Source organism: Streptomyces sp. NPDC056480 (genome assembly GCF_042795405.1).
Lineage (GTDB): Bacteria > Actinomycetota > Actinomycetes > Streptomycetales > Streptomycetaceae > Streptomyces.
In genome coordinates this window covers 18,382-38,748 of sequence record NZ_JBHTSA010000047.1, presented here as the reverse complement: position 1 = coordinate 38,748, position 20,367 = coordinate 18,382, and the positions used below count along the sequence as shown (strand labels likewise).

The following is a 20,367-nucleotide window of genomic DNA, read 5'->3' as shown; positions in this document are numbered from 1 at the left end:
GGCCGCCTACGCCCTTTCCCGTACGTGGAGATGGCCGTCCAGCGGGAAGGCCGGAGGCGCGGCCGGAAGGATCCCGTCGAAGGCGTAGCCGCACTTCTCCGCGACGCGGCAGGAGGCCGTGTTGTCGGCCTGGTGGAGGAGTTCGAGGCGCTCCGGACCGTCGGCACGGAACGAGTCGAACGCCCAGGCGGTGAGGGCTTCCAGGGCCCTGGGCGCCACGCCACGCCCACGGGCCCGGGCCGCCGTCCAGTAGCCGACCTCGGCGGACGGCCTGCCGGGCGCGACCTCCTTGAGCACGACACCGCCCGCCAGCCGCTGCGGCTCCCCGCCGTACGGCGCCTCGACGACGGCGAACCCGAACCGGACTCCCGCCGTACGTGCCTCCTCCTGGGCCCGCACCCACACCAGCCCGTCCTCCACCGTCTCGACCGGCGCGATCGCCCAGCGGCGCAGCGCGGGATCGCGGTACGCCTCGACCAGCTCCGCCACGTCGTCGGGACGCCAGGGCCGGAGGAGCAGAGCGGGCGCGGTCGGCGTCGCGGGGGCCGCGAGCAGGGCGGTGGCGTTCATCGGCCGATCGTATCCAGCGTGGGCACGACGGTAGTCCTGGCCGAAGCCGTGATATCGCGCCCTCCGGGACCCGGTCGGCGGACGATATCGGCTCGATAAGGCCCCCGATTAGCTTCTGGACTCCAGAACGGACGCGTGCGCCAGGAGAGGGGGGCCGATGGACTTCCGGCTCCTCGGGCCGATCGAGGCCGAACGGGCCTGCGGCGGCACGGTCCCGCTCGCCGGCAGCAAGGTCCACACGGTGCTCGCCGCGCTCCTCCTGGCGGAGGGCCGCCTGGTCTCCGACACCCGGCTCGCCGCCCTCCTCTGGGGCTTCGACCCGCCCGCCACCGCCGACGCGCAGATCTACACGTACATGTCGCGGCTGCGCAAACACCTCGGCGACGAGGTCGAGATCGTCCGGCGGCGGCCGGGGTACGTCCTGCGGGCGCCCGACGCGTCGATCGACCTGGCCGAGTTCACCCGGCTCGACCGGCTGGGCCGCGCGGCCCTCGCCGAGCGTCGCTTCGGGACCGCCGCGACGCTGCTGCGCGACGCGCTGGGTCTGTGGCGGGGCACGGCGCTGGCCAATGCCACCGAGGAGCTGGCCGAGGCCGAGCTGCCCCGGCTCGAAGAGGCCCGGCTGATCGCCCTGGAGTCCCGGATCGAGGCCGATCTGGCCCTCGGCCGGCACGAGGAGACCGTCGCCGAACTGACCGGCCTCGTCTCCGAGCATCCGGTACGGGAGCGGCTCCGGGCCCAGTTGATGACGGCGCTCTACCGGTGCGGGCGGCAGGCCGACGCGCTCCACGCGTACTACGAGGGGCGGGCTCTGCTCGTGGACCGGCTGGGGGTGGATCCGGGCGAGGCGCTCGGCTCCGCGTTTCAGGCGGTGCTGGAGGGGGGTGGGGGACGGTCGGCGTCCATGGAGCCGGGTGCGCCCAGCGGGCCTTCTCGTCCGGCGGGCCGCCGGGCCGGGTCGCCGACCGGGTCCCCGGGAGGGTCGCCGACCGCGCCTCCGGTCGATGCGCCTGTCGTAGCGTCGGCCGAGGCGCTTGTCGTAGCGTCGGCCGAGGCGCCTGTCGTAGCGTCGGCCGAGGCGCCTGTCGAGGCGTCGGCAGCCGACGAGGGCGGTGGCCCGATACCGGTGACCGCCGCCGTGACGCGCGTCGTCGGGCGTTCCGTACCGACGAACCTTCCCGCCTCCTATGGGGAACTCATCGGCCGCGGTCCCGAACTCGGCCTGTTGCGGGACCGGTTGAGGGACCACGACGGCCGGCACCCGCGCCGGCTCCTGATCACCGGCACGGCCGGGGCGGGCAAGACGGCGCTGGCGGTGCGCGCGGCGCGGGACTCCACCGCGTGGTTCCCCGACGGTCAGTTGTATGTGGAGCTGTGCCGCCCCGACGGTGCCCCGCGGGATCCCGCCGAGGTACTGGTCCGGCTGCTGCGGGCACTCGGCGACCCGGCGGCCCCCGCCGTACGGGGTGATCTGGAGGAGTTGGTCCGGCTGTTCCGGACCCGGACCTCCGGGGCCCGGCTGCTGCTCGTCCTCGACGGCGCCGTGGACGACCGGCAGCTGGCCCCGCTGCTGCCGGGCGCGCCCGAGGCGGCCGTTCTGGTGACCGGTCAGACCCGGCTGGCCCGCGTGGCGGCCACGGACACCGTCGCGCTGCCCCTGCTGGACGACACGGAGGCGCGGGAGCTGCTCGGCTCGCTGGCCGGCCGGGACCGGCTCGACGCCGAACCGGACGCCACCCGCGAGCTGGTGGCGTACTGCGCCGGGCTGCCGCTGGCCCTGTCCGTCGTGGGGGCCCGGCTCGCGGCGCGGCCGCACTGGCCCGTGGCGAGGCTCGCGGCGCGGCTGGCCGACCCGGACGCCCGTCTCGACGAGCTGGCGTACGGCGATGCGAGTGTGCGCGAGACCCTGCTGCGGGCCGTACGGCGCCTGGACCGCACGGATCTGTCGGTGCTGACCGGTCTGGCCGATGCCGGGGCCGCGTGCTTCGACGCGGCACGGCCCTTCACGGCGCGGGCGGCGGCGCGCGTCCTCGGCATGCGGGAGGTCGTGGTGGAGGACGTCCTGGAGGCCTTGGTGGAGCGGGCGTTGCTCCAGCTGTCGGGTCTCGACGCCGAGGGCCGTCCGCTGTACCGGTGCGGTGAGCTCGTACGGCTGCTTGCGTCCTCGCCGGCGGCCGGCGGGCCCGCGGCCCCCGCCGCCTTTGCGCCCGACGCCTTTGCGCCCGCCACCGCTCCGGTTCCCTCCCGCACGCGGTGACCTAGCCGGACCGGCGGGTGTCCGCGCCGTAGGTGTGGTGGTGCACCGGGCCGTGCCCTTCGGGACGCGCCGGACGGGCGAGCGCGGCCGCCACGCCCTCCACGACGTGGAGGTCCTCCACGTGCCACGCGGTGGTCCGGCCGAGGTCGTGCTGGGCGACCCGTACGGGGCCGGGGTGGGCCGGACGGGTTTCGAGCAGGCCCAGTTCGATGCCGGAGAGTCCGAGTCCGCTGGCCTTCGCGACGGCCTCCTTCCGGGTCCAGATGCGGTGGAAGGCCCCGTCCCTCTCGGGCCCCGCCGGCAGCCCGCGCAGGTGCCGCCGCTCCGCGTCGGTCAGGTCCGCATCGGTGATCGGCCGGCCGGCGACCGGCCGCAGGGCCTCGGCGTCGACCCCGATCGACGTGCCCGCGCCGAGGGCGAAGAGCCCGTGCCCGTCGGTACGGCTGATGCTGAGGACCAGGGGCAGGGCCGGGACGACGAGCTGCGGCGGCCCGTGTCCGGTTCCCTCGCGACCGGGACGGCCGCGCGTGCCCAGGACCAGGTCCCGGGGGTCCAGGCCGAACAGGCCGGCGAGTGCCCGGCGTACCACGGCCCGGGAGCGGACGAAGGCGGCGGCGTCCCGCTCGGCGGGCATCGACAGCGCCCGCCGGAACTCCTCGGTGTCCAGGAGCGGCAGATCGTCCGGGTCGGTGCACTCGGGCGACGTCCACCACCAGACGTGCGTCTCGCGCCCGGCGCGCAGGGCGCGGGCCACGTCCGCGCCGACCTCGGCGGGCCCGGGAACGCCGTCCGGCGCGGGCTTCGGGGCGCGCTCACCCGCGTTCTCCGGCGCGGTGTCCGGCGCGCTGTCCGGCGCGTGCTCCGGGACGCCGTCCTTCGCGCGCTCCGAGGCACGGTCCGTCACACGGTCCGGGACGCCGTCCCCCGGGCGGGCACGGGGGACGGCGTCCCGCGTCCGCTCGGACGCCGGTTCCCCGTCGCCCTCGTGCCGGTCTCGCCCGTCCCGCTCCCGCGCCGGTTCCTCGCGTGACGCCATGCGGCGTTTCTCCCTCTCCTCGCCCCGTCGGACGGTCGTCGCCCGGTACCCGGGCCGGTCGGCCCCGTAGCACCGATGCCGCCCGGCCCATTGCCCGGGCGGACGGCGGAACGGCCGGGGAGCCCGTGCCCCCGGCCGTTCGCTTCCTACTGGCGTGCGCCGATGACGTCGGCGGGCCGGCCGCCCAGGGCCACCCGGCCCGGGATCAGGGTGGCCAGGTACGTCAGCAGGACGGCGAAGCCCAGGACTCCGGCGTACATCCGGGCGTCGACGGCCGGGACGGCCGAGCCCGTCATGCCGATGCCGAAGGCGGTGAGCACGGCGTACGCGATGCCCGTGCCGAGGACCGCGGCGACGAGGACCACCACCGCCGCCTCGATCCGGAGCATGCCCATCACCTGGCGGCGCGTGGTGCCGACAAGCCGCAGCAGCGCGAACTCGCGACTGCGGTCGGACACCGACACGGCCAGCGTGTTGACGACGGCGATCGCGGTGAAGGCGATGATCAGGCCCATCGCGACGTAGTTGACCTCGGCGTTGGACTGCTGGACCTCGGCCTGCAGGTCCGCGACCTGGTCGCGGTCGAGCACCCCCACGCCGGGGAGCGCTCCGAGCGCCTTCCGCAGCCCGTCCCTGCCGGTGCCGGTGGCCCCGTCCGTCGTGACGAGGAGCGACGAGGCCAGCGGGTTGTCGACGTGCCGCGCGACCAGCGCGTGGGACATCGTCAGGTCGCCGAAGCCCAGCCCACGTGCGTAGACGGCCGCGACGGTCAGTTCGGTCTCCGTGCCGTCGCCGAGCGTCAGCCTCAGCACGTCCCCCGGCTTCCTGCCCAGGTCGTCCGCGGCGACCTCGCTCAGTGCGACGCTCCGCGGCCCGAAGCCGTCGAGGGTGCCGGCGGTGACGCCCGGGTCCCAGGTGTGGTGCAGACCGTCCGTGGACACGCCCTGCGCCGGGTACTTCTCCAGGCCGACGCGTACGGACGTACGGACGATCTCGGTCACCGCCGTCACCCCGGGGACCTCACGCAGGCGCTCGGCGGCCTGGGCCGGGACGCCGGGGCCGGCCGAGGCGACGATCCAGTCGGCCTTGTTGCCGGCCCGGGCCTGGGCGGTGGCCGCCGCGCCCATCGTGGTCTGGACGAAGAGCACCGTGCAGGCCATGCCGATGAGCAGGGCGAGCGGGGTGACCGCCGAGGCGAGACGCCTGCTGTCGGCGCGGGCGTTGGCGACGGCCAGGTGGCCCCGGACCCGGGAGGCCTTGAGCGGGACTCCGAGGACCGCGACCGCGGCCCTGGCGATCAGCGGGCCCAGGAGCGACACCGCGACCGAGAGCACCACGACCGACAGGAAGGTCACCGGGGTGGAGGCGGGCTCGGTGCGCAGAGCGGCGAGGACCGCGAGGAGCACGATGCCGCCGGCGAGGAGGGCGACGCCCGCGCCGAGCCGGCCCCAGCCGATCGTCCGGCGTTCCACGGCCGCTTCGGCGAGGGCCTCGGCGGGGCGGATGCGGGCGGTGCGGCGGGCCGAGATCCGCGCGGCCGCCCACGCGCCGAGCAGGGCCGCGCCGAGGGCGGCGAAGAGGGGGAAGACGCTGAAGGTGACGTCAAGGGTCTCGGGGATCGCCTTCAGGGCGACGAACCTGCCGTGCAGCCAGTACGCGAGGGGCAGACCGGCCACGGAGCCGAGCGTTCCGGCGAAGAGGCCGACGATCAGGGCCTCGCGGCCGATGAGCTGCCGGACCTGCCGGGGTGTCGCGGCGACGGCGCGCAGCAGGGCGAGTTCGCGGTGGCGCTGCTGGACGGTGAGGGCGAAGGTGCCGACGACCACGAGGATCGCGACGAGCAGCGACGTGCCGCCGATGGCGCCGCCCATGGAGACGAGTTTGATGCGGGCCTTGGCCGCGTCGAGGAACTCGACCGGTCCGCGCTCTCCGCCGGTGGCGACCTGCGCGGTGGTGCCGGCGAGGGCCGCGGTGACCCGGTCCCGGAGGTCCGCCGTGGACACGCCCGGCTCGGGGAGCACGCCGACGGCGCTGACCTGGCCGGGGCGGCCGGAGAGCCGCTCGGCCTCCGCGTCGGAGAAGAAGAGCGAGGTCTGCTGCGCGAGGTCGCCGCCGGCGGGCGCGGCGATGCCGGTCACCCGGTAGGCGCGGGGTGCGTCGGTCGCCTGGACGGTGAGCTCCGCACCGACCCGGATACGGGCCCGGGCGGCGAGTTCGCGGTCGACGACGACCTCGTCGGCGCGGGCCGGGGCGGCGCCCTCGGTCAGGGTGAAGGGGGTCAGGGGGGCGGACGTCCAGGAGTGGCCGTACGAGGGTTTGCCGTCGACTCCCGGGACGATCCGGCCCTCCGGGGTGACCGCGTACGCGGGGAAGGTGATCTCGGGCAGTGCGGCCCGAACGCCGGGCAGCGAGCGGAGGGTGCCCGCGGTGTCGGCGGGCAGCCAGACGCGCTCGCCGAGCGGCTTGGACTTCTTCTTCGTCTTGGTCTTGCCGCCCTTGTTCTTGACGGTGACCTGGTGGACGTTCTGGTCGCCGCCGACGATCACGGGGGTGCCGGCGTACCGCTCGGTGCCGATGGTGCCCCTGAGGCCGGTCTCCAGGAGGATGCCGCAGGCGGTGACCAGGGCGGCCGCGCAGAAGAGGGCGAGGAACGCCCCGATGAAGCCGCCCTTCCGGGCGCGCAGGGTCTGGAAGGCGTACCGGAGCATCAGGCCCACGCTCCCAGGTGGGTCATGCGGTCGGCGACGCGGTCGGCGGTCGGGGACCGCATCACGTCGGCGATGCGGCCGTCGGCGAGGAAGAGGACGGTGTCGGCGTAGGAGGCGGCGACCGGGTCGTGGGTGACCATGACGACGGTCTGGCCGGTCGAGTCGACGCAGGACCGCAGCAGGGAGAGGATCTCCTTGGCCGTGACGGTGTCGAGGGCGCCGGTGGGCTCGTCGCCGAAGATGACGTCCGGGCGGGTGATCAGGGCGCGGGCGATGGCCACGCGCTGCTGCTGACCGCCGGAGAGTTCGGCGGGCCGGTGGGCCGCCCGGCCGGCCAGGCCGACGCGGGTGAGGATCTCCTCCAGCCAGACGGGGTCGAGGCGTTCGCCGGCGAGGCGCAGCGGCAGTTCCACGTTCTCCCGTACGGACAGCGCGGGGATCAGGTTGAAGGCCTGGAAGACGAAGCCGACGCGCTTGCGGCGCAGCTCGGTCAGTCTGGTCTCGTTCATGCCGCTCAGGGCGGTGTCGCCGATGAACGCGGCGCCGCTGGTGGGCCGGTCGAGACCGGCGGCGCAGTGCAGGAAGGTCGACTTGCCGGAGCCGGAGGGGCCCATGACGGCCGTGAAGGAGCCGCGCTCGATGCCGACGGTGACGCCGTCGAGGGCGCGGACGGCGCGCCCGTTCCTCCCGTACTCCTTCACGACGGCGTCCAGGCGCAGCGCGGGTCCGGGGGATCCGGTGCCGCCCTGCCGGCGGAGGCTGTTCGTCTCGGTGCTCATGTGCGGCCGGTCCTTTCGAGGACTTCGTCAGAGGGAGATGTCCGACGCCCTCCGCCGGTGGCGGATGTGCGGGAGGGCGTGTGCGGCGCCCCGTCCGCCGGTGGCGGCGGGAACGTTCCCCATGCTCGGCCGCGCGTCCATACCGCCCCCATACGGAGGACGATCGTCGCCCGGAGATCTATACCGTCTCTATACGGCACCTCTGTACGGAGGCTTCCCGGCCCTCGCCGCGGGCGCTCCCGGCCGGTCGGCCCCGCTCGCACGCAGCGTCCCGAGCGCCTCGGTCACCCGCTCCTCCCAGGGCGGGGCGCCGACCTTGCGGAAGATGGCGAGGGCCCCGGTCAGGAGTTCCTCGCCCTCCTCCGGCCGTCCCCAGCCGGAGCGCGCCTGGCCGAGCGCGAGCAGGATCTGGCCTTCGATCATCGGGCTCCAGCTGCCCCGGGCCACGTCCAGGGCCTCCAGGAACGTGCCCTCCGCCCCGGTCTCGTCCCCGGCCCGCTCGCGGGTCTCCGCGAGTCCCAGGAGCGCGTACGAGAGGCCGACGAGATCGGACTTCTGCCTGACGAGCTCCACGGTCCGGACGAACTGGTCTTCCGCCTCGGCCAGTTGGCCCAGGGCGAGATGGACGCGCCCCATGCGGTGATGGGCCTGCGCGAGGCCCCGCCGGTTGCCCGTGCCCTTCTCGTGGATCCTCAGCGCCTCCCTGCCGAGTTCCAGGGCGTCCTGCGGCTTCCCCTGGTCGAGGAAGGTCTGGGCCATGCTCTGGAGGGCGTGCGCCTCGCAGCAGCGGGAGCCCGCCTCCCGGTACAGCGGGATGGCTTCACGCAGCCGTTCGAGTCCCCGCTCGTAGTCCCCCCGGAACCGGTCGACGAGGGCGAGGATGCTCAGGGCCTGCGCGCGCCCCTGCGGAACCCCCGCCTCGGTGTAGAGCGCGAGGGCGGTCTCCTGCCGTGCGGCGCACGCGTCGAACCTGCGCTGCCGCATGTCGACCACGCCGAGCTGCTGCTCCATGGCCGCCATGCCGCGCACGTTGTCCGCACGGCGCGCCGCCTCCAGGGCGACCTCGCCGCAACGGAGCCAGTCCTCCATGTAGTTGCGCGACTCGAAGAGCACCTCCATGCACATGACCAGTTCCCAGGCGATCTCGTCCGCTCCCGCCCGGGCCGCCTGCTCCACGACGGCGATCAGCGAGAGCCGCTCCGCCTCGAACCACCTCATCGGGTGCGCGAGCAGATCGTCGACGAGGGCGGTATCGAGCACCCCACGGGGTGTGTCGCCGCCCACGATGTTCCGGGCCGATCCGTACTCCCGCCGGGACGCGGCCTCGGCGATCGTCAGGAACGCGCGGGAGACCCTGTGGGAGGCCTCCATGCGGTCCTCATCGGGCTCCTCCGCGCGGGCACGCTCGGCCGCGTACAGCCGCATCAGGTCGTGCAGGCGGTAGCGCAGCCGCCCGGTGGAGTCGGTCCCCGCGACCTGCAGGAACTGGGCGTCCACCAGGTGCTCCATGAGGCGCTCCGCCTCTGCCGTGTCCACGTCGAGAAGCGCCGCCCCGACCCAGACGGTGTAGTCGGGCACGCCGAGCAGTCCGAGGCGCCGGAAGAGCCGGGCGGCGTCCCGCTCGAGGTGGCGGTAGCTCAGCGCGAAGCCCGCCCGCACCTGCGAGTCGCCCTGGCTGAGCTCGTCGAGCCGCCGCCGCTCGTCACTGAGCCGGGTGACCATGTGGCGTACCGACCAGTGGGGTTTGGACGCCAGCCGGGCGGCGGCGATCCGCACCGCGAGCGGCAGCCGGTCGCACAGCTCCACCAGGCGGGCCGAGTCCTCGGGCGCGGCGAGGATCCTGGCCTCTCCGGCGATGCGCGCGAGCAGTTCGACGGAACGCTCCTCGGGCAGCAGCCCCAGATGGATGCGCGCGGCCGGGGGCCAGGTGACCAGCCGCTCCAGCTGCTCACGGCTGGTGACCAGGACGGTGGAGCCGCCGCTGCCGGGCAGCAGGGGCTCGATCTGCGCGTATGTACGGGCGTTGTCGAGGACGAGCAGGACGCGGCGCTCGGCGAGCACGCTCCGGTAGAGGGCGATCCGCTCCTCGAGTCCGTTGGGCACGTCGTCGCTCGCCACTCCGAGGGCGCGCAGGAAGCGGCTGAGGACATCGCCGGCGGCGGTCGGCGCGTGCTGCTCGTCGTAGCCGCGGAGATCGGCGAACAAGCGGCCGTCCGGGAAGTGTTCGGCGACGCGGTGGGCCCAGCGGACGGCGAGTCCGGTCTTGCCGACCCCGCCGACACCGGTGATCAGTCCGACGGTGGGGGTGTTCGGAGACCCGTCCCGGGCCGCCTCCACGAGACCGTCCAGACCGTCGAGTTCGTCACCCCGTCCGGCGAATCCCGGTACGTCGAGCGGGAGTTCCGAGGGGACGAGCAGAGCACGGGGACGCGGCCCGTCGGCGGGCGCCCCGACGTCGGCGACGGCGTACCGCCCGCCCGCGGTCGGGCCCCGGCCCGCTCCGACGGCGGGCGCGGGGTCGTCCCGCTCGACCGCCAGGCCGGGATCGTCCCGCAGGATCGCGTCGTGCAGCCGTCGCAGCTCCGGGCCGGGATCCATGCCGTGCTCGTCGACGAACCTGCGCCGCGCCTCGCGGTAGCCCTCCAGGGCCTCGGCGCGCCGTCCGGAGCGGTAGCGGGCCAGGATGAGGTGGTACCAGGCACGCTCGCGGAGGGGGTGTTCCTGTACGGCCCCGGCCAGTTCGGCCAGCATGGACCGGTGCCGGCCGAGTTCGAGCCGTACGCCCGCCCACGCCTCTTGAGCGTGCACCCGGCTCTCCTCCCAGCGGGCGGCCTCGTCCTCCACGAGCCGGCCGGCGACGCCTGCGAGCGCGGGCCCTCGCCAGAGTGCGAGCGCCTGCGCGAAGTGGCGTTCGGCGTCCGCGGGGCGCCGCTCACGGACCGCGGTCTCGGCCTCGGCGAGCAGTTCGGTGAAGGAGGTGGTGTCGAGGGCGTGCTCCTCGGTACGCAGCAGATAGCCGGGGTGCGCGGTGACGATGACGTCCTCGGCGGCCGCACCCTCGGCCTTGAGCGCCTTGCGCAGGGCCGCGACGACGATGGCGACCTGGGTCCGCGCGGTGGCCGGCGGGCTGCCGTTCCAGACCTCCTCCACGAGGGTGTCGACCGGCACGATCCGTCCCGGGCTCAGGAGCAGCAGGGCGAGGACCGTCCGTTGCCGTGCGCTGCGCACCTGGACGGTCCGCCCCCCGGCGGTGACCACCAGGGGCCCGAGTAGGCCGAATCCGATGTGCTCGCCCATTGCTTCTCCCCCCGACGCTGACCGGGCAGGGACAGCTTGATCACTTTAGCGGCACGGGCCGCAGCCGCAGCGTGAGGATCTGGAAGGGGCGCAGGGTGAGGGACACCTCGCGGTCGGCCGTCCGGACGGCCGGGGCGGGCCCTGCGGCTGCCCGCGCGGTGTCGGGTTCGCCGTTCTCGTCGGCGTCCTCGGTGCCTTCGGCGTCCTCGGTGCCTTCGGTGCCTTCGGTGCCTTCGGTGCCGAGCGCGCGTTCCAGCAGGTCCGTCACCGTCACCGACGCCGGCGGGAAGCCGGTGGTCAGCCGTGCGGCGGCCCGGCCGCCCTGCGCCTCGTAGAGGCGTACGACGACGTCGCCCGAGCGGTCGTCGGCGAGCTTGACCGTGTCCACGACGACGGCCTCGTCGTCGGTGGCGACCAGCGGCGCGACCTCCTGGGTGCCGCCGGGGACGGAGCGCTCGGGCACGTTGAAGCCGTAGCCCTCGCGGACGGCGTCGGCGATGTCCGCGCCGATGACGAGGCCGTACCGCAGCCGGTGCCTGCCGCGGTCGGCGTCCGGGTCGGGGTAGCGCGGGGAGCGGAGCAGGGTGAGCCGGGCGGTCGTGGTCGTCCCGCCGTCGGGGCGTACGTCGCGGGTGACCTCGTGCCCGTAGGTCGAGTCGTTGACCAGGGCCGCGCCCCAGCCCCGTTCTCCGAGGTGCAGGAAGCGGTGGGCGCAGAACTCGAACTTGGCCGCGTCCCAGCTGGTGTTGGTGTGCGTGGGGCGCCGGACGTGGCCGAAGGGGATCTCCGCGCTGGAGTGGTCGGCCCGGACGTCGAGCGGGAAGGCGGCCTTGAGGAGCTTCTCCGTCTCCTGCCAGTCGATCTCGGTGGCGACGTCCAGGCGCCGGGATCCCTCGGCGAGCGAGATCAGCTGCTCGATGCGGGAGTCGCCGACGGTCCGGACGACGCGGAGGCCGCCGGCCTCCGCGGAGACCGCGTCGGCGTCCAGGAGGTCGTGCACCGTGTTGCGGTAGAAGACGTCGATGTCCCAGGCGTCGTAGGCGTTGGGGAAGTCCTGGTGGAGCTGGAGGAGGTTGGCGACGGCGCCCGGCGGCAGGGCTTCCCGGCCGGCCGTGATGTCGTACGCCGAGGTCACCAGGCCCCGGTCGTCGATGCGGACCCGGACGAGTCCGTTGTCGAGGAGGTGGCTTCCTTCGTACGGGGCGGGGGCGGGTACGGGTGCGACGGGCCGGGCGGGCGATGCCGTACGCCGGGAGGCGCCGAGGGCCGGGATGCCGTCCCGGGTGAAGGGCGAGGCGTTGAAGACCACGGCTCCGTCGCCCTCCCCTCCCACTCCGACGGCCTCTCCCCCGGCCTCGCCGGCCCCGGCCAGGGCGCGCTGGGCGGCGGCCACGATCCCGTGCAGTTCGGCGGCGACGGCGGCGTGGGTCTCCTCCGCCTCGCGGTGGACCCAGCCGATGGAGGAGCCGGGCAGGATGTCGTGGAACTGATGGAGCAGGACCGTCTTCCAGAGCCGGTCGAGGGCCTCGTACGGGTAGTCGAACCCGGTGCGGATCGCGGCGGTGGCCGACCACAGCTCGGCCTCGCGGAGCAGGTGCTCACCGCGCCGGTTGCCCTGCTTGGTCCGCAACTGGCTGGTGAGCGTGCCGCGGTGGAACTCCAGATAGAGCTCCCCGAGCCACACCGGAGCGTCGGGGTACTCCGCGTGCGCCCGCTCGAAGAAGTCCGCCGGGCTCTCGACGACGACCCTGGGTGAGCCCTCCAGGTCCGCCAGGCGGGCCGCGCGGGCCAGCATCTCCCGGGTGGGACCCCCGCCGCCGTCCCCGTGGCCGAACGGGAGCAGCGAGCTGCCGACGGCCTCCTTGTCCCGGAAGTTGCGTACGGCGTGGGCGAGTTCGGTACTGGTGAGCTCGGCGTTGTAGGTGTCGACGGGCGGGAAGTGGCTGAAGATGCGGCTGCCGTCGATGCCCTCCCACCAGAAGGTGTGGTGGGGGAACCTGTCGGTGGTGTTCCAGGAGATCTTCTGGGTGAGGAACCAGCGCACGCCGGCGAGCTTCATCAGCTGCGGCAGGGCCGCGTTGTAGCCGAAGGTGTCGGGCAGCCACATCTCCTCGGTCTCGAGGCCGAACTCGTCGAGGTAGAAGCGCTTTCCGTGGATCAGCTGGCGTGCGAGGGCCTCGCCGCCGGTCATGTTGGTGTCGGCCTCCACCCACAGGCTGCCCACGGGGAGGAACTGCCCGCCCGCCGCCTTCTCCCGGACCCGGGCGTAGAGCTCGGGGCGGTGCTCCTTGATCCAGGCCAGTTGCTGTGCCTGGGACATGGCGAACCGGAAGCCGGGGTGGTCGTCCATGAGGTGGGTGACGTTGGACAGGGTCCTGGCGACCTTCCGCACGGTCTCGCGGAGCGGCCACAGCCAGGCGGAGTCGATGTGGGCGTGTCCGACGGCGGAGACGCGGTGGGCGCTCGGGGACGCGGGGGCGGCGAGCGCCGGGCGCAGCTGGGCGCGGGCGTCGGTGGCGCTGCCGGAGACGTCCTGCAGGTCGAGGGCGTCCAGGGCCTTCTCGACGGCCCGCAGGATCCGCCAGCGGCGCGGTTCGGCCTCGGGGAGTTCACGCATGAGGCGCCCGAGGACGTCCAGGTCCTGGGCGAGCTCCCAGACCTCGGCGTCGAAGACCGCGAGGTCCAGGCGGAGCAGCCGGTAGAGCGGGGCGCCGACGGGGCCGGTTCCGGTCAGCCAGGCGGGCCGGTCCGCGGTCCTGGTGGGGGTCTGGGCGCCGACCAGGTTCGGGTTCGCGGCGGCCTCGACGTAGTACGTGAACTGCTCGCCGCCGACGGCCGGGTCGGCGACCGGGACGTAGGCGTTGCGCGGGTTGAGGGCCTTCACGACGCTGCCGTCCGGGCGGTGGACCAGGCCCTCGCTGGAGAAGCCGGCGCCGGTGGCGTCGAAGCCGAGGTCGACGACCGCCTCGACCCGGCGGCCGGCCCACTCCTCGGGGATTCCGCCGCTGATCCGGAACCAGCTGGTGGACCACGGCGGCCCCCACCGGTGGCCGAGCGTCACCGGCTCGTACGGGGCGGCCAGCGCCTCGGCCACGGGGACCGGCTCCCCCGGGACGTTCCAGACCGCCACGGAGAGGGGGACGGTACGGGCGTGGACCGCCGGGCGGACGCGCTGGTCGAGGACCCGGGCGAGCCGCTGCTCGGTGAGGTGCTGCTTGCTGTGCATGGTTCCCCTGATCGCGGAGTCCCGGAGGGTGGACCCGGCCGTGTGGCGGCCGACCGGGACCCCGGCGGATCGGCGGGCCCTCGGCGGAGGGCGTCAGCGGAGGGCGGGGACGACCTCGGAGCCGTAGGCGTCGATCGTCGTCTCCTTGGCGTCGTGCATGGCGTACACGGCGAACTGGTCCACGCCCATCTCCCGCAGCCGGCGCAGCTTCTCGATGTGGGCCTCGGCCGGGCCCAGGAGGCAGAAGCGGTCGACGATCTCGTCGGGGACGAACCGGGTGTCGGGGTTCCCGGCGCGGCCGTGGTGGGAGTAGTCGTAGCCGTGCCGGTCCTTGATGTACGCGGTGAGCTCCTCCGGGACCATGTCGGAGTGCTCGCCGTACTTGGCGACGAGGTCGGCGACGTGGTTGCCGACCATGCCGCCGAACCAGCGGCACTGCTCGCGTGCGTGCGCCAGGGCCTCCGGGGAGTCGTCCGCCGTGACGTAGGCGGGCGCGGCCACGCAGATGGTGAGCGCGTCGGGGTCGCGGCCGGCGTCCGCGGCGGCCTGGCGGACCGCCTTGACCATCCATTCGGTGAGGAAGGGGTCGGCGAGCTGGAGGATGAAGCCGTCGGCCTTCTGCCCGGCCAGTGCGAGCGCCTTGGGCCCGTACGCCGCCATCCAGACGGGGAGTTTCCCGTTCTTGATCCACGGGATGCGGATCGGGTTGCCGTCGACCTGGGCCTCCCGCCCCTCCGCGAGGTCACGGATGACGTCGATGGCCTCGCCGAGGCGGGCCAGGGTGTTCGGCCTGCGTCCGGCGACGCGCATCGCCGAGTCGCCGCGGCCGATGCCGCAGACGGTCCGGTTGCCGAACATGTCGTTGAGCGTGGCGAAGGTGGAGGCGGTCACCTCCCACGTACGGGTCCCCGGGTTGGTCACCATCGGGCCCACGTGCAGCTTGGTGGTGTGTTCCAGGATCTGGCTGTAGACGACGAAGGGTTCCTGCCACAGGACGGCGGAGTCGAAGGTCCAGCCGTAGCGGAAGCCGTTGCGCTCCGCCCGGCGCATCAGCCCGACGACCTGCGACGCCGGCGGGTCGGTCTGCAGGACGAGTCCAAAATCCAACGTCGCTCTCCTAGTTCAGGTACTGGCAGGTGGAACGCGGCACGAAGGTGCCGTGACCGGCGTGGCCGACGTACTTGCGCTGGTCGATGACGACCTCGCCCCGTGAGAGGACGGTCTCGACCTGGCCGGTCACCGTCCTCCCCTCGTACGCCGAGTAGTCGACGTTCATGTGGTGGGTCTCGGCCGACAGGGTCTGGACGGCGTGCGGGTCGTAGATCACGACGTCGGCGTCCGCGCCCGGGGCGATCGTGCCCTTCTGCGGGTACAGGCCGAACATGCGGGCCGGTGTCGCGCAGGCGATCTCGATCCAGCGGCGCCGCGAGATGTGCCCGTCGACGACGGCCTGGTGGAGGAGGTCCATGCGGTTCTCCACCCCGGGAAGCCCGTTGGGGATCTTGGAGAAGTCGCCGCGGCCGAGATCCTTCTGGCCGACGAAGCAGAACGGGCAGTGGTCGGTGGAGACCACCTGGAGGTCGTTGGTGCGCAGTCCGCGCCAGAGCGCGGCCTGGTGCTCCTTCGGCCGGAGCGGGGTGCTGCACACGTACTTCGCGCCCTCGAAGCCCGGCTCCGCGAGGTTGTCCGTGGACAGGAACAGGTACTGGGGACAGGTCTCGCCGAAGACGGGCAGCCCCTTGTCGCGGGCGGTGGCGATCTCGGCGACGGCCTCCTCCGCCGAGACGTGCACGACGTACAGCGGCGCTCCCGCCACCCGGGCGAGCTGGATCGCCCGGTGGGTGGCCTCCGCCTCCAGGAGCGCCTTGCGGACCTCCCCGTGATAGCGGGGGTCCGTCTCGCCGCGGGCGAGGGCCTGCTCGACGAGGACGTCGATGGCGATGCCGTTCTCGGCGTGCATCATGATCAGTCCGCCGTTGTCGGCGGAGCGCTGCATGGCCCGGAGGATCTTGCCGTCGTCGCTGTAGAAGACGCCGGGGTAGGCCATGAAGAGCTTGAAGGAGGTGATGCCCTCCTGGACGAGCCGGTCCATCTCCTTGAGCGTGTGCTCGTTGACGTCGGAGAGGATCATGTGGAACGCGTAGTCGATGGCGCAGTTGCCGTCGGCCTTGGCGTACCAGGCGTCGAGTCCCTCGCGCAGGCCGTGGCCGACGCTCTGCACGGCGAAGTCGACGATGGTGGTGGTGCCGCCCCAGGCGGCGGCGCGGGTGCCGGTCTCGAAGGTGTCGGAGGCGGAGGTGCCGCCGAAGGGCAGCTCCATGTGGGTGTGGGCGTCGACGCCGCCGGGGAGCACGTAGCGGTCGGTGGCGTCGATCGTCCGGTCGGCGGTCCAGGCGCCCGCCGCGTCGGAGCCGTGGGCCGCGAGGGCGACCACGCGGCCGTCCTCGATCAGCACGTCGGCGTGGAGTTCGTCGGCGGCGGTGACGACGAGGCCGCCCCGGATGACGGTTCGGATGCTCACGGGACTCTCCCTGGTCGATACGGCGGGCCGATCTCGATACGGCGGGACGGTGTGGCTCTCGGTACGGCGGGACGATGTCGTCTCGGTACGGCGGGGGCGGGGGCCCTCGGTGCGGCGGGGCGCGAGCCCTGGGCGGGGCGCGGTGGCCCTGGGCGGGGCGCCGGCTACAGCTCCCGCAGGGCCGCTTCGAGCATCGCCGCGCCCTCCTCCGCCTCGGCGACGGTGAGCGAGAGCGGTGGCGCGATGCGCAGGATGCTGGTGTTGTGGCCGCCTCCCTTGCCGATCAGCAGGCCGTTCTCGCGGGCGGCCTCCAGAACCGTGGCGGCCGCGTCCGGGTTCGCCCGCTCGGTGCCCGGCTCGGTGAGCTCGATGCCGATCATGAGGCCGCGGCCGCGGACCTCCCGTACCGCCTCGACTCCGGCACAGGCGGCCCTGATCCGCTCGATGAGCAGACCGCCGACCCGGCGCGCGTTGCCCTGGAGGTCGTGCTCCAGGAGGTACGAGAGGTTGGCGAGGCCGGCGGCCATGGTGACGGGCGAACCGCCGAAGGTGGAGATGGAGTTGGCGTCGACGCAGTTCATGACGTCGGCGCGGGCGACGACTCCGCCGACCGACATGCCGTTGCCGATGCCCTTGGCGAAGGTGAGGATGTCGGGCGGCCCGGCCTGGCCGTGCGCCTGCCAGCCCCAGAAGTGCTCGCCGGTACGGCCCCAGCCGGTCTGCACCTCGTCGGAGATCCACAGGATGCCGTGCCGGTCGAGGACCCGCCGGAAGGCGGCGTAGAGACCGTCGGGCGGGGCGGTGAAGCCGCCGACGCCCTGGACGGGTTCGGCGATGAGCGCGGCGACGTCCCGGGTGTGGCCGAGGAGGTCCTCGAGGTCGGCGACGCAGGCCTCGATGAACCGCTCGTCGCTGTACTGGGCGTACGGACCGCGCGTTCGGACCCCGCCGTGGACGTACAGGGTCTGCAGCGGGGAGAGGCTGGTGGGCGACCAGGCGCGGTTGCCGGTGATGCCGACGGTCGAGAAGGAGCGGCCGTGGTAGCTGTTCCGCATGGCGAGGATCTGGTTCGACCTGCGGTACGCGGTCGCGAGGAGCAGCGCCGTGTCGTTGGCCTCGGTGCCGGAGGTGGTGAAGAAGACGCGGGCGTCGGGAATGCCGGAGAGTCCGGCGATCCGTTCGGCGAGCTCCACCATCGGGCGGTTGAGGTAGAGCGTCGAGGAGTGGATGATCCGGCCGGCCTGCTCGGCGACGGCCTTGGTGACCTCGGGCAGGGCGTGGGCGGTCATGGTGGTGAGGATGCCGCCGAAGAAGTCGAGGTACCGGCGTCCGTCGGCGTCCCAGACGTGACGGCCCTCGCCGTGGGTGATCTCGACGGGGTCCTTGTAGTAGAGGGCGACCCAGTCGGGGATGACGGCCTTGTGCCGGTCGAAGAGGCTGCTCACGGCTGCACCAGCCCGTCGTACGCGTCGGGGCGCCGGTCCCGGTAGAACGCCCATTGCTGGCGCACCTGTTCGATGAGACCGAAGTCGAGGTCGCGGACGAGGAGTTCCTCGGTCTTGTCGGAGGCGACGTCGCCGACGAACCGCCCGCGCGGGTCGACGAAGTAGCTCGTGCCGTAGAAGTCGTTGTCGCCGTACTCCTCGATGCCGACGCGGTTGATGGCGGCGACGAAGTACTCGTTGGCGACGGCCGCGGCGGGCTGCTCCAGCTGCCAGAGGTAGGAGGAGAGACCACGGTGGGTGGCCGAGGGGTTGTAGACCAACTGGGCTCCGTTGAGACCGAGTTGGCGCCAGCCCTCGGGGAAGTGCCGGTCGTAGCAGATGTAGACGCCGACGCGGCCGACGGCGGTGTCGAAGACCGGCCAGCCGGCGTTCCCCGGGCGGAAGTAGTACTTCTCCCAGAAGCCCTTGACCTGGGGGATGTGGTGCTTGCGGTACTTGCCGAGGTAGCTGCCGTCGGCGTCGATCACGGCGGCGGTGTTGTAGTAGAAGCCCTCGCTCTCGACCTCGAAGACGGGCACCACGATCACCATCCCGGTCTCCCGGGCGAGGTCCCGCATCCGGCTGACGGTGGGGCCGTCGGGGACGGGCTCGGCCCACCGGTAGTGCTCGGGCTCCTGGACCTGGCAGAAGTAGGGGGCGTTGAACACCTCCTGGAAGCCGATCACCTTGGCACCCTGCCGGGCGGCCTCCCGGGCGTACTCCTCGTGTTTCGCGATCATGGATTCGGTGTCGCCGGTCCAGGTCGCCTGGACGAGCGCGGCGCGTACGACGTCGGTCATGATCTGCTCCTTCGGCACGGCGTCAGAGAGCCTCTACGCACGTAGACGCGATGCGTAGGAGGAGAACGTAAGCCCCGTCACACCTCGGAGCAAGACCGCCGCCGGGAAGCGGCGGAGTCGATCATGTTTCATACCCGAGTGGTCCACGTCGGACACGTACCGACACGTACCGGCACGTCCGGGCATGACGGAGACGTGCAGGCGCCGGCCTCCCGCGCGGGGCGGGATTCGGACCGCGGGAGGGGAGGCTCGCCGGGCCGCACCGGAGCCCACGGACCCGCCTCGGACCTGCGCCGGAGCCCGCCCGGCCGGGTCACGCGCCCGCGAGGCCCGCCACGCGGAGGGCGTGCAGCAGATCGCTCTCGCGGGCCGCGGACACCGCACGGGCGGCTTCGACGAGTTGGGGCGCGAGCACCCGCGGGTCCTCGGCAGCGAGCCGGGCCGCGTCCTCGGGGGCGCGGACCCGGACGAAGGCGGTGAGCAGCGCGTGGGCCTCGCGGTGGTGGCCCTCGGCCCGCAGGGCGGCGCACGCGCCGGCGAGCTCCTCGACGGGACGGGCCACGCCCTGCCGGAGGAGCTGATCGCAGTCGGCGGCGCGGCCCGCGTCGGCGAGCGCCCCGGCGACGGCGGCGAGCCGGCCGGGCGGCAGTGAAGCCGCCTCCCAGAGCAGGATCGACCAGTCGGCGCCGAGACCGGCCCGATGCAGCTCCCCGGCGAGGGCGGGCAGCCGGCCGGGCGGCCCGTTGAGCGCCTCGCAGAGCAGGGCATGGGCCTCGCCGCTGCGGCCCTGGGCGCGGAGCCGCTGGAGCGCGTAGACCGCGTTGGCGGCGGCGCGGCCCGCCTCGGCGGCATCGGCCTCGGAGGGCACGGCCGGGTCGGCGCCGCCGGGCGCGGCGGGCCGAGCGGACCGAGCGGACGGGGCGGGCTGGGCGGCGCCCCCGAACCGGGCTCCGCGCGGCGCCGCTCCCCCGCTGGGGAGTACAGGAACGGGTGCGGGTGCGGCCGCCGGACCCTGGTCCTCGTCACCGCCGTCCAGCCACGCGTAGCGCGCGCCACGCGGGCGGCGCTTGGCCGGTGGCGGTGTCGGTGTCGGCCCCGGCGCCGCCCCGCCGTCGCCGCGCTCCCCCAGCCGTGCGAGCCGGGCCGTCAGGTCGGCGACCCGTGCCGTCGCCCGCGCGTGGTCGTCGCGCGTCCAGGCCAGGTCGTGCTCCAGGCGGGCCGTGTCGTCCGGGCCGGAGGCCGGGGTCGCGTGGAGCCGGTCGCGCAGTTCGTGGGCGCGGGACTCGGCGTACCGGCGTTCGCGTTCCATGAGTTCCCGGCCTTCGGTGAGCGCCGCCGCTCCGCCGGGGCGGCGGTCGTGGGCGCCGGTGGCCGCCGCGTAGAGCGTCCCGCCCCGGAGGGCGAACGGCCCGTCGGCCGCTTCGCCGGCGTCCTGGAGCAGGGACTCGACGATGTCCCAGGGCAGGATCTCGGTCCCGTCGAAGCAGGCGCGCAGCCCGTCCGGGTCGCGTTCGGCGAAGACTCCGTACCAGCCGCCGCCCGGCGGGATGCGGCGCGTGAGCTCCGTCAGCCAGTGTCTGAACGTGGCGACTTCCACCGGGAGTTGATACACCGTCATGCGATCCGCACCTGCCCCGCCGTCGACTGGAACCTTCCGGTCCGCGGGTATTGGACCGCAGTCGTGTTACG

Annotated in this window: 12 protein-coding genes; 1 reads left to right on the top strand and 11 read right to left on the bottom strand. The window is 73.8% G+C overall.

Translation table 11 applies throughout. The features are described from left to right. Positions 1-6: 6 nt before the first annotated feature. On the bottom strand, positions 7-570 hold the full coding sequence (locus ACFQ79_RS21460; RefSeq protein ID WP_383585810.1) for a GNAT family N-acetyltransferase: 564 nt from the start codon (positions 568-570) through the stop codon (positions 7-9). Between the two features lie 157 nt (positions 571-727). On the opposite strand from ACFQ79_RS21460, the gene ACFQ79_RS21455 reads away from it, so the two are divergent. Beyond that, the gene (locus ACFQ79_RS21455; RefSeq protein WP_383585808.1) at positions 728-2,827 is read left to right on the top strand and encodes a BTAD domain-containing putative transcriptional regulator; all 2,100 of its coding nucleotides are present in this window, start codon (positions 728-730) and stop codon (positions 2,825-2,827) included. 1 nt (position 2,828) lies between these two features. On the opposite strand, the gene ACFQ79_RS21450 is transcribed toward ACFQ79_RS21455, so the two are convergent. From ACFQ79_RS21450 to ACFQ79_RS21405, 10 genes are all read right to left on the bottom strand, one after another. Next, on the bottom strand, positions 2,829-3,863 hold the full coding sequence (locus ACFQ79_RS21450; protein ID WP_383585806.1) for a 4'-phosphopantetheinyl transferase family protein: 1,035 nt from the start codon (positions 3,861-3,863) through the stop codon (positions 2,829-2,831). Between the two features lie 146 nt (positions 3,864-4,009). After that, positions 4,010-6,571: an FtsX-like permease family protein gene (locus tag ACFQ79_RS21445; RefSeq protein ID WP_383585804.1), complete on the bottom strand. Its 2,562-nt coding sequence runs from the start codon at positions 6,569-6,571 to the stop codon at positions 4,010-4,012. After that, the gene (locus ACFQ79_RS21440) at positions 6,571-7,350 is read right to left on the bottom strand and encodes an ABC transporter ATP-binding protein (protein ID WP_383585802.1); all 780 of its coding nucleotides are present in this window, start codon (positions 7,348-7,350) and stop codon (positions 6,571-6,573) included. Before ACFQ79_RS21440 ends, ACFQ79_RS21445 begins: the two co-directional genes overlap by 1 nt. Positions 7,351-7,539: 189 nt before the next feature. After that, positions 7,540-10,647, bottom strand: a complete 3,108-nt coding sequence (locus ACFQ79_RS21435) for a BTAD domain-containing putative transcriptional regulator (protein WP_383585800.1) — start codon at positions 10,645-10,647, stop codon at positions 7,540-7,542. A gap of 40 nt (positions 10,648-10,687) precedes the next feature. Then, complete coding sequence (locus tag ACFQ79_RS21430) at positions 10,688-13,873, bottom strand: alpha-mannosidase (protein WP_383585798.1); 3,186 nt, start codon at positions 13,871-13,873, stop codon at positions 10,688-10,690. Positions 13,874-13,966: 93 nt separating this feature from the next. Then, positions 13,967-14,980 (bottom strand): TIGR03842 family LLM class F420-dependent oxidoreductase, encoded by a 1,014-nt coding sequence (locus ACFQ79_RS21425; RefSeq protein ID WP_383585796.1) that lies wholly within the window; start codon positions 14,978-14,980, stop codon positions 13,967-13,969. A gap of 10 nt (positions 14,981-14,990) precedes the next feature. After that, a complete protein-coding gene (hydA, locus tag ACFQ79_RS21420) occupies positions 14,991-16,394 on the bottom strand; it encodes a dihydropyrimidinase (protein ID WP_383585794.1) in 1,404 nt (467 codons plus the stop codon). Positions 16,395-16,558: 164 nt separating this feature from the next. Next, on the bottom strand, positions 16,559-17,839 hold the full coding sequence (locus ACFQ79_RS21415; protein WP_383585792.1) for an aspartate aminotransferase family protein: 1,281 nt from the start codon (positions 17,837-17,839) through the stop codon (positions 16,559-16,561). After that, complete coding sequence (locus ACFQ79_RS21410; protein WP_209497573.1) at positions 17,836-18,678, bottom strand: nitrilase-related carbon-nitrogen hydrolase; 843 nt, start codon at positions 18,676-18,678, stop codon at positions 17,836-17,838. Before ACFQ79_RS21410 ends, ACFQ79_RS21415 begins: the two co-directional genes overlap by 4 nt. A 313-nt stretch (positions 18,679-18,991) precedes the next feature. Continuing rightward, a complete protein-coding gene (locus ACFQ79_RS21405) occupies positions 18,992-20,296 on the bottom strand; it encodes a UL36 very large tegument protein (protein WP_383585790.1) in 1,305 nt (434 codons plus the stop codon). Positions 20,297-20,367: the final 71 nt, after the last annotated feature.

Bases quoted from the DNA above. Each gene is read 5' to 3' on its own strand.
- ACFQ79_RS21460 (WP_383585810.1), bottom strand. From the start codon at position 570: ATGAACGCCACCGCCCTGCTCGCGGCCCCCGCGACGCCGACCGCGCCC.
- ACFQ79_RS21455 (WP_383585808.1), top strand. From the start codon at position 728: ATGGACTTCCGGCTCCTCGGGCCGATCGAGGCCGAACGGGCCTGCGGC.
- ACFQ79_RS21450 (WP_383585806.1), bottom strand. From the start codon at position 3,863: ATGGCGTCACGCGAGGAACCGGCGCGGGAGCGGGACGGGCGAGACCGG.
- ACFQ79_RS21445 (WP_383585804.1), bottom strand. From the start codon at position 6,571: ATGCTCCGGTACGCCTTCCAGACCCTGCGCGCCCGGAAGGGCGGCTTC.
- ACFQ79_RS21440 (WP_383585802.1), bottom strand. From the start codon at position 7,350: ATGAGCACCGAGACGAACAGCCTCCGCCGGCAGGGCGGCACCGGATCC.
- ACFQ79_RS21435 (WP_383585800.1), bottom strand. From the start codon at position 10,647: ATGGGCGAGCACATCGGATTCGGCCTACTCGGGCCCCTGGTGGTCACC.
- ACFQ79_RS21430 (WP_383585798.1), bottom strand. From the start codon at position 13,873: ATGCACAGCAAGCAGCACCTCACCGAGCAGCGGCTCGCCCGGGTCCTC.
- ACFQ79_RS21410 (WP_209497573.1), bottom strand. From the start codon at position 18,678: ATGACCGACGTCGTACGCGCCGCGCTCGTCCAGGCGACCTGGACCGGC.
- ACFQ79_RS21405 (WP_383585790.1), bottom strand. From the start codon at position 20,296: ATGACGGTGTATCAACTCCCGGTGGAAGTCGCCACGTTCAGACACTGG.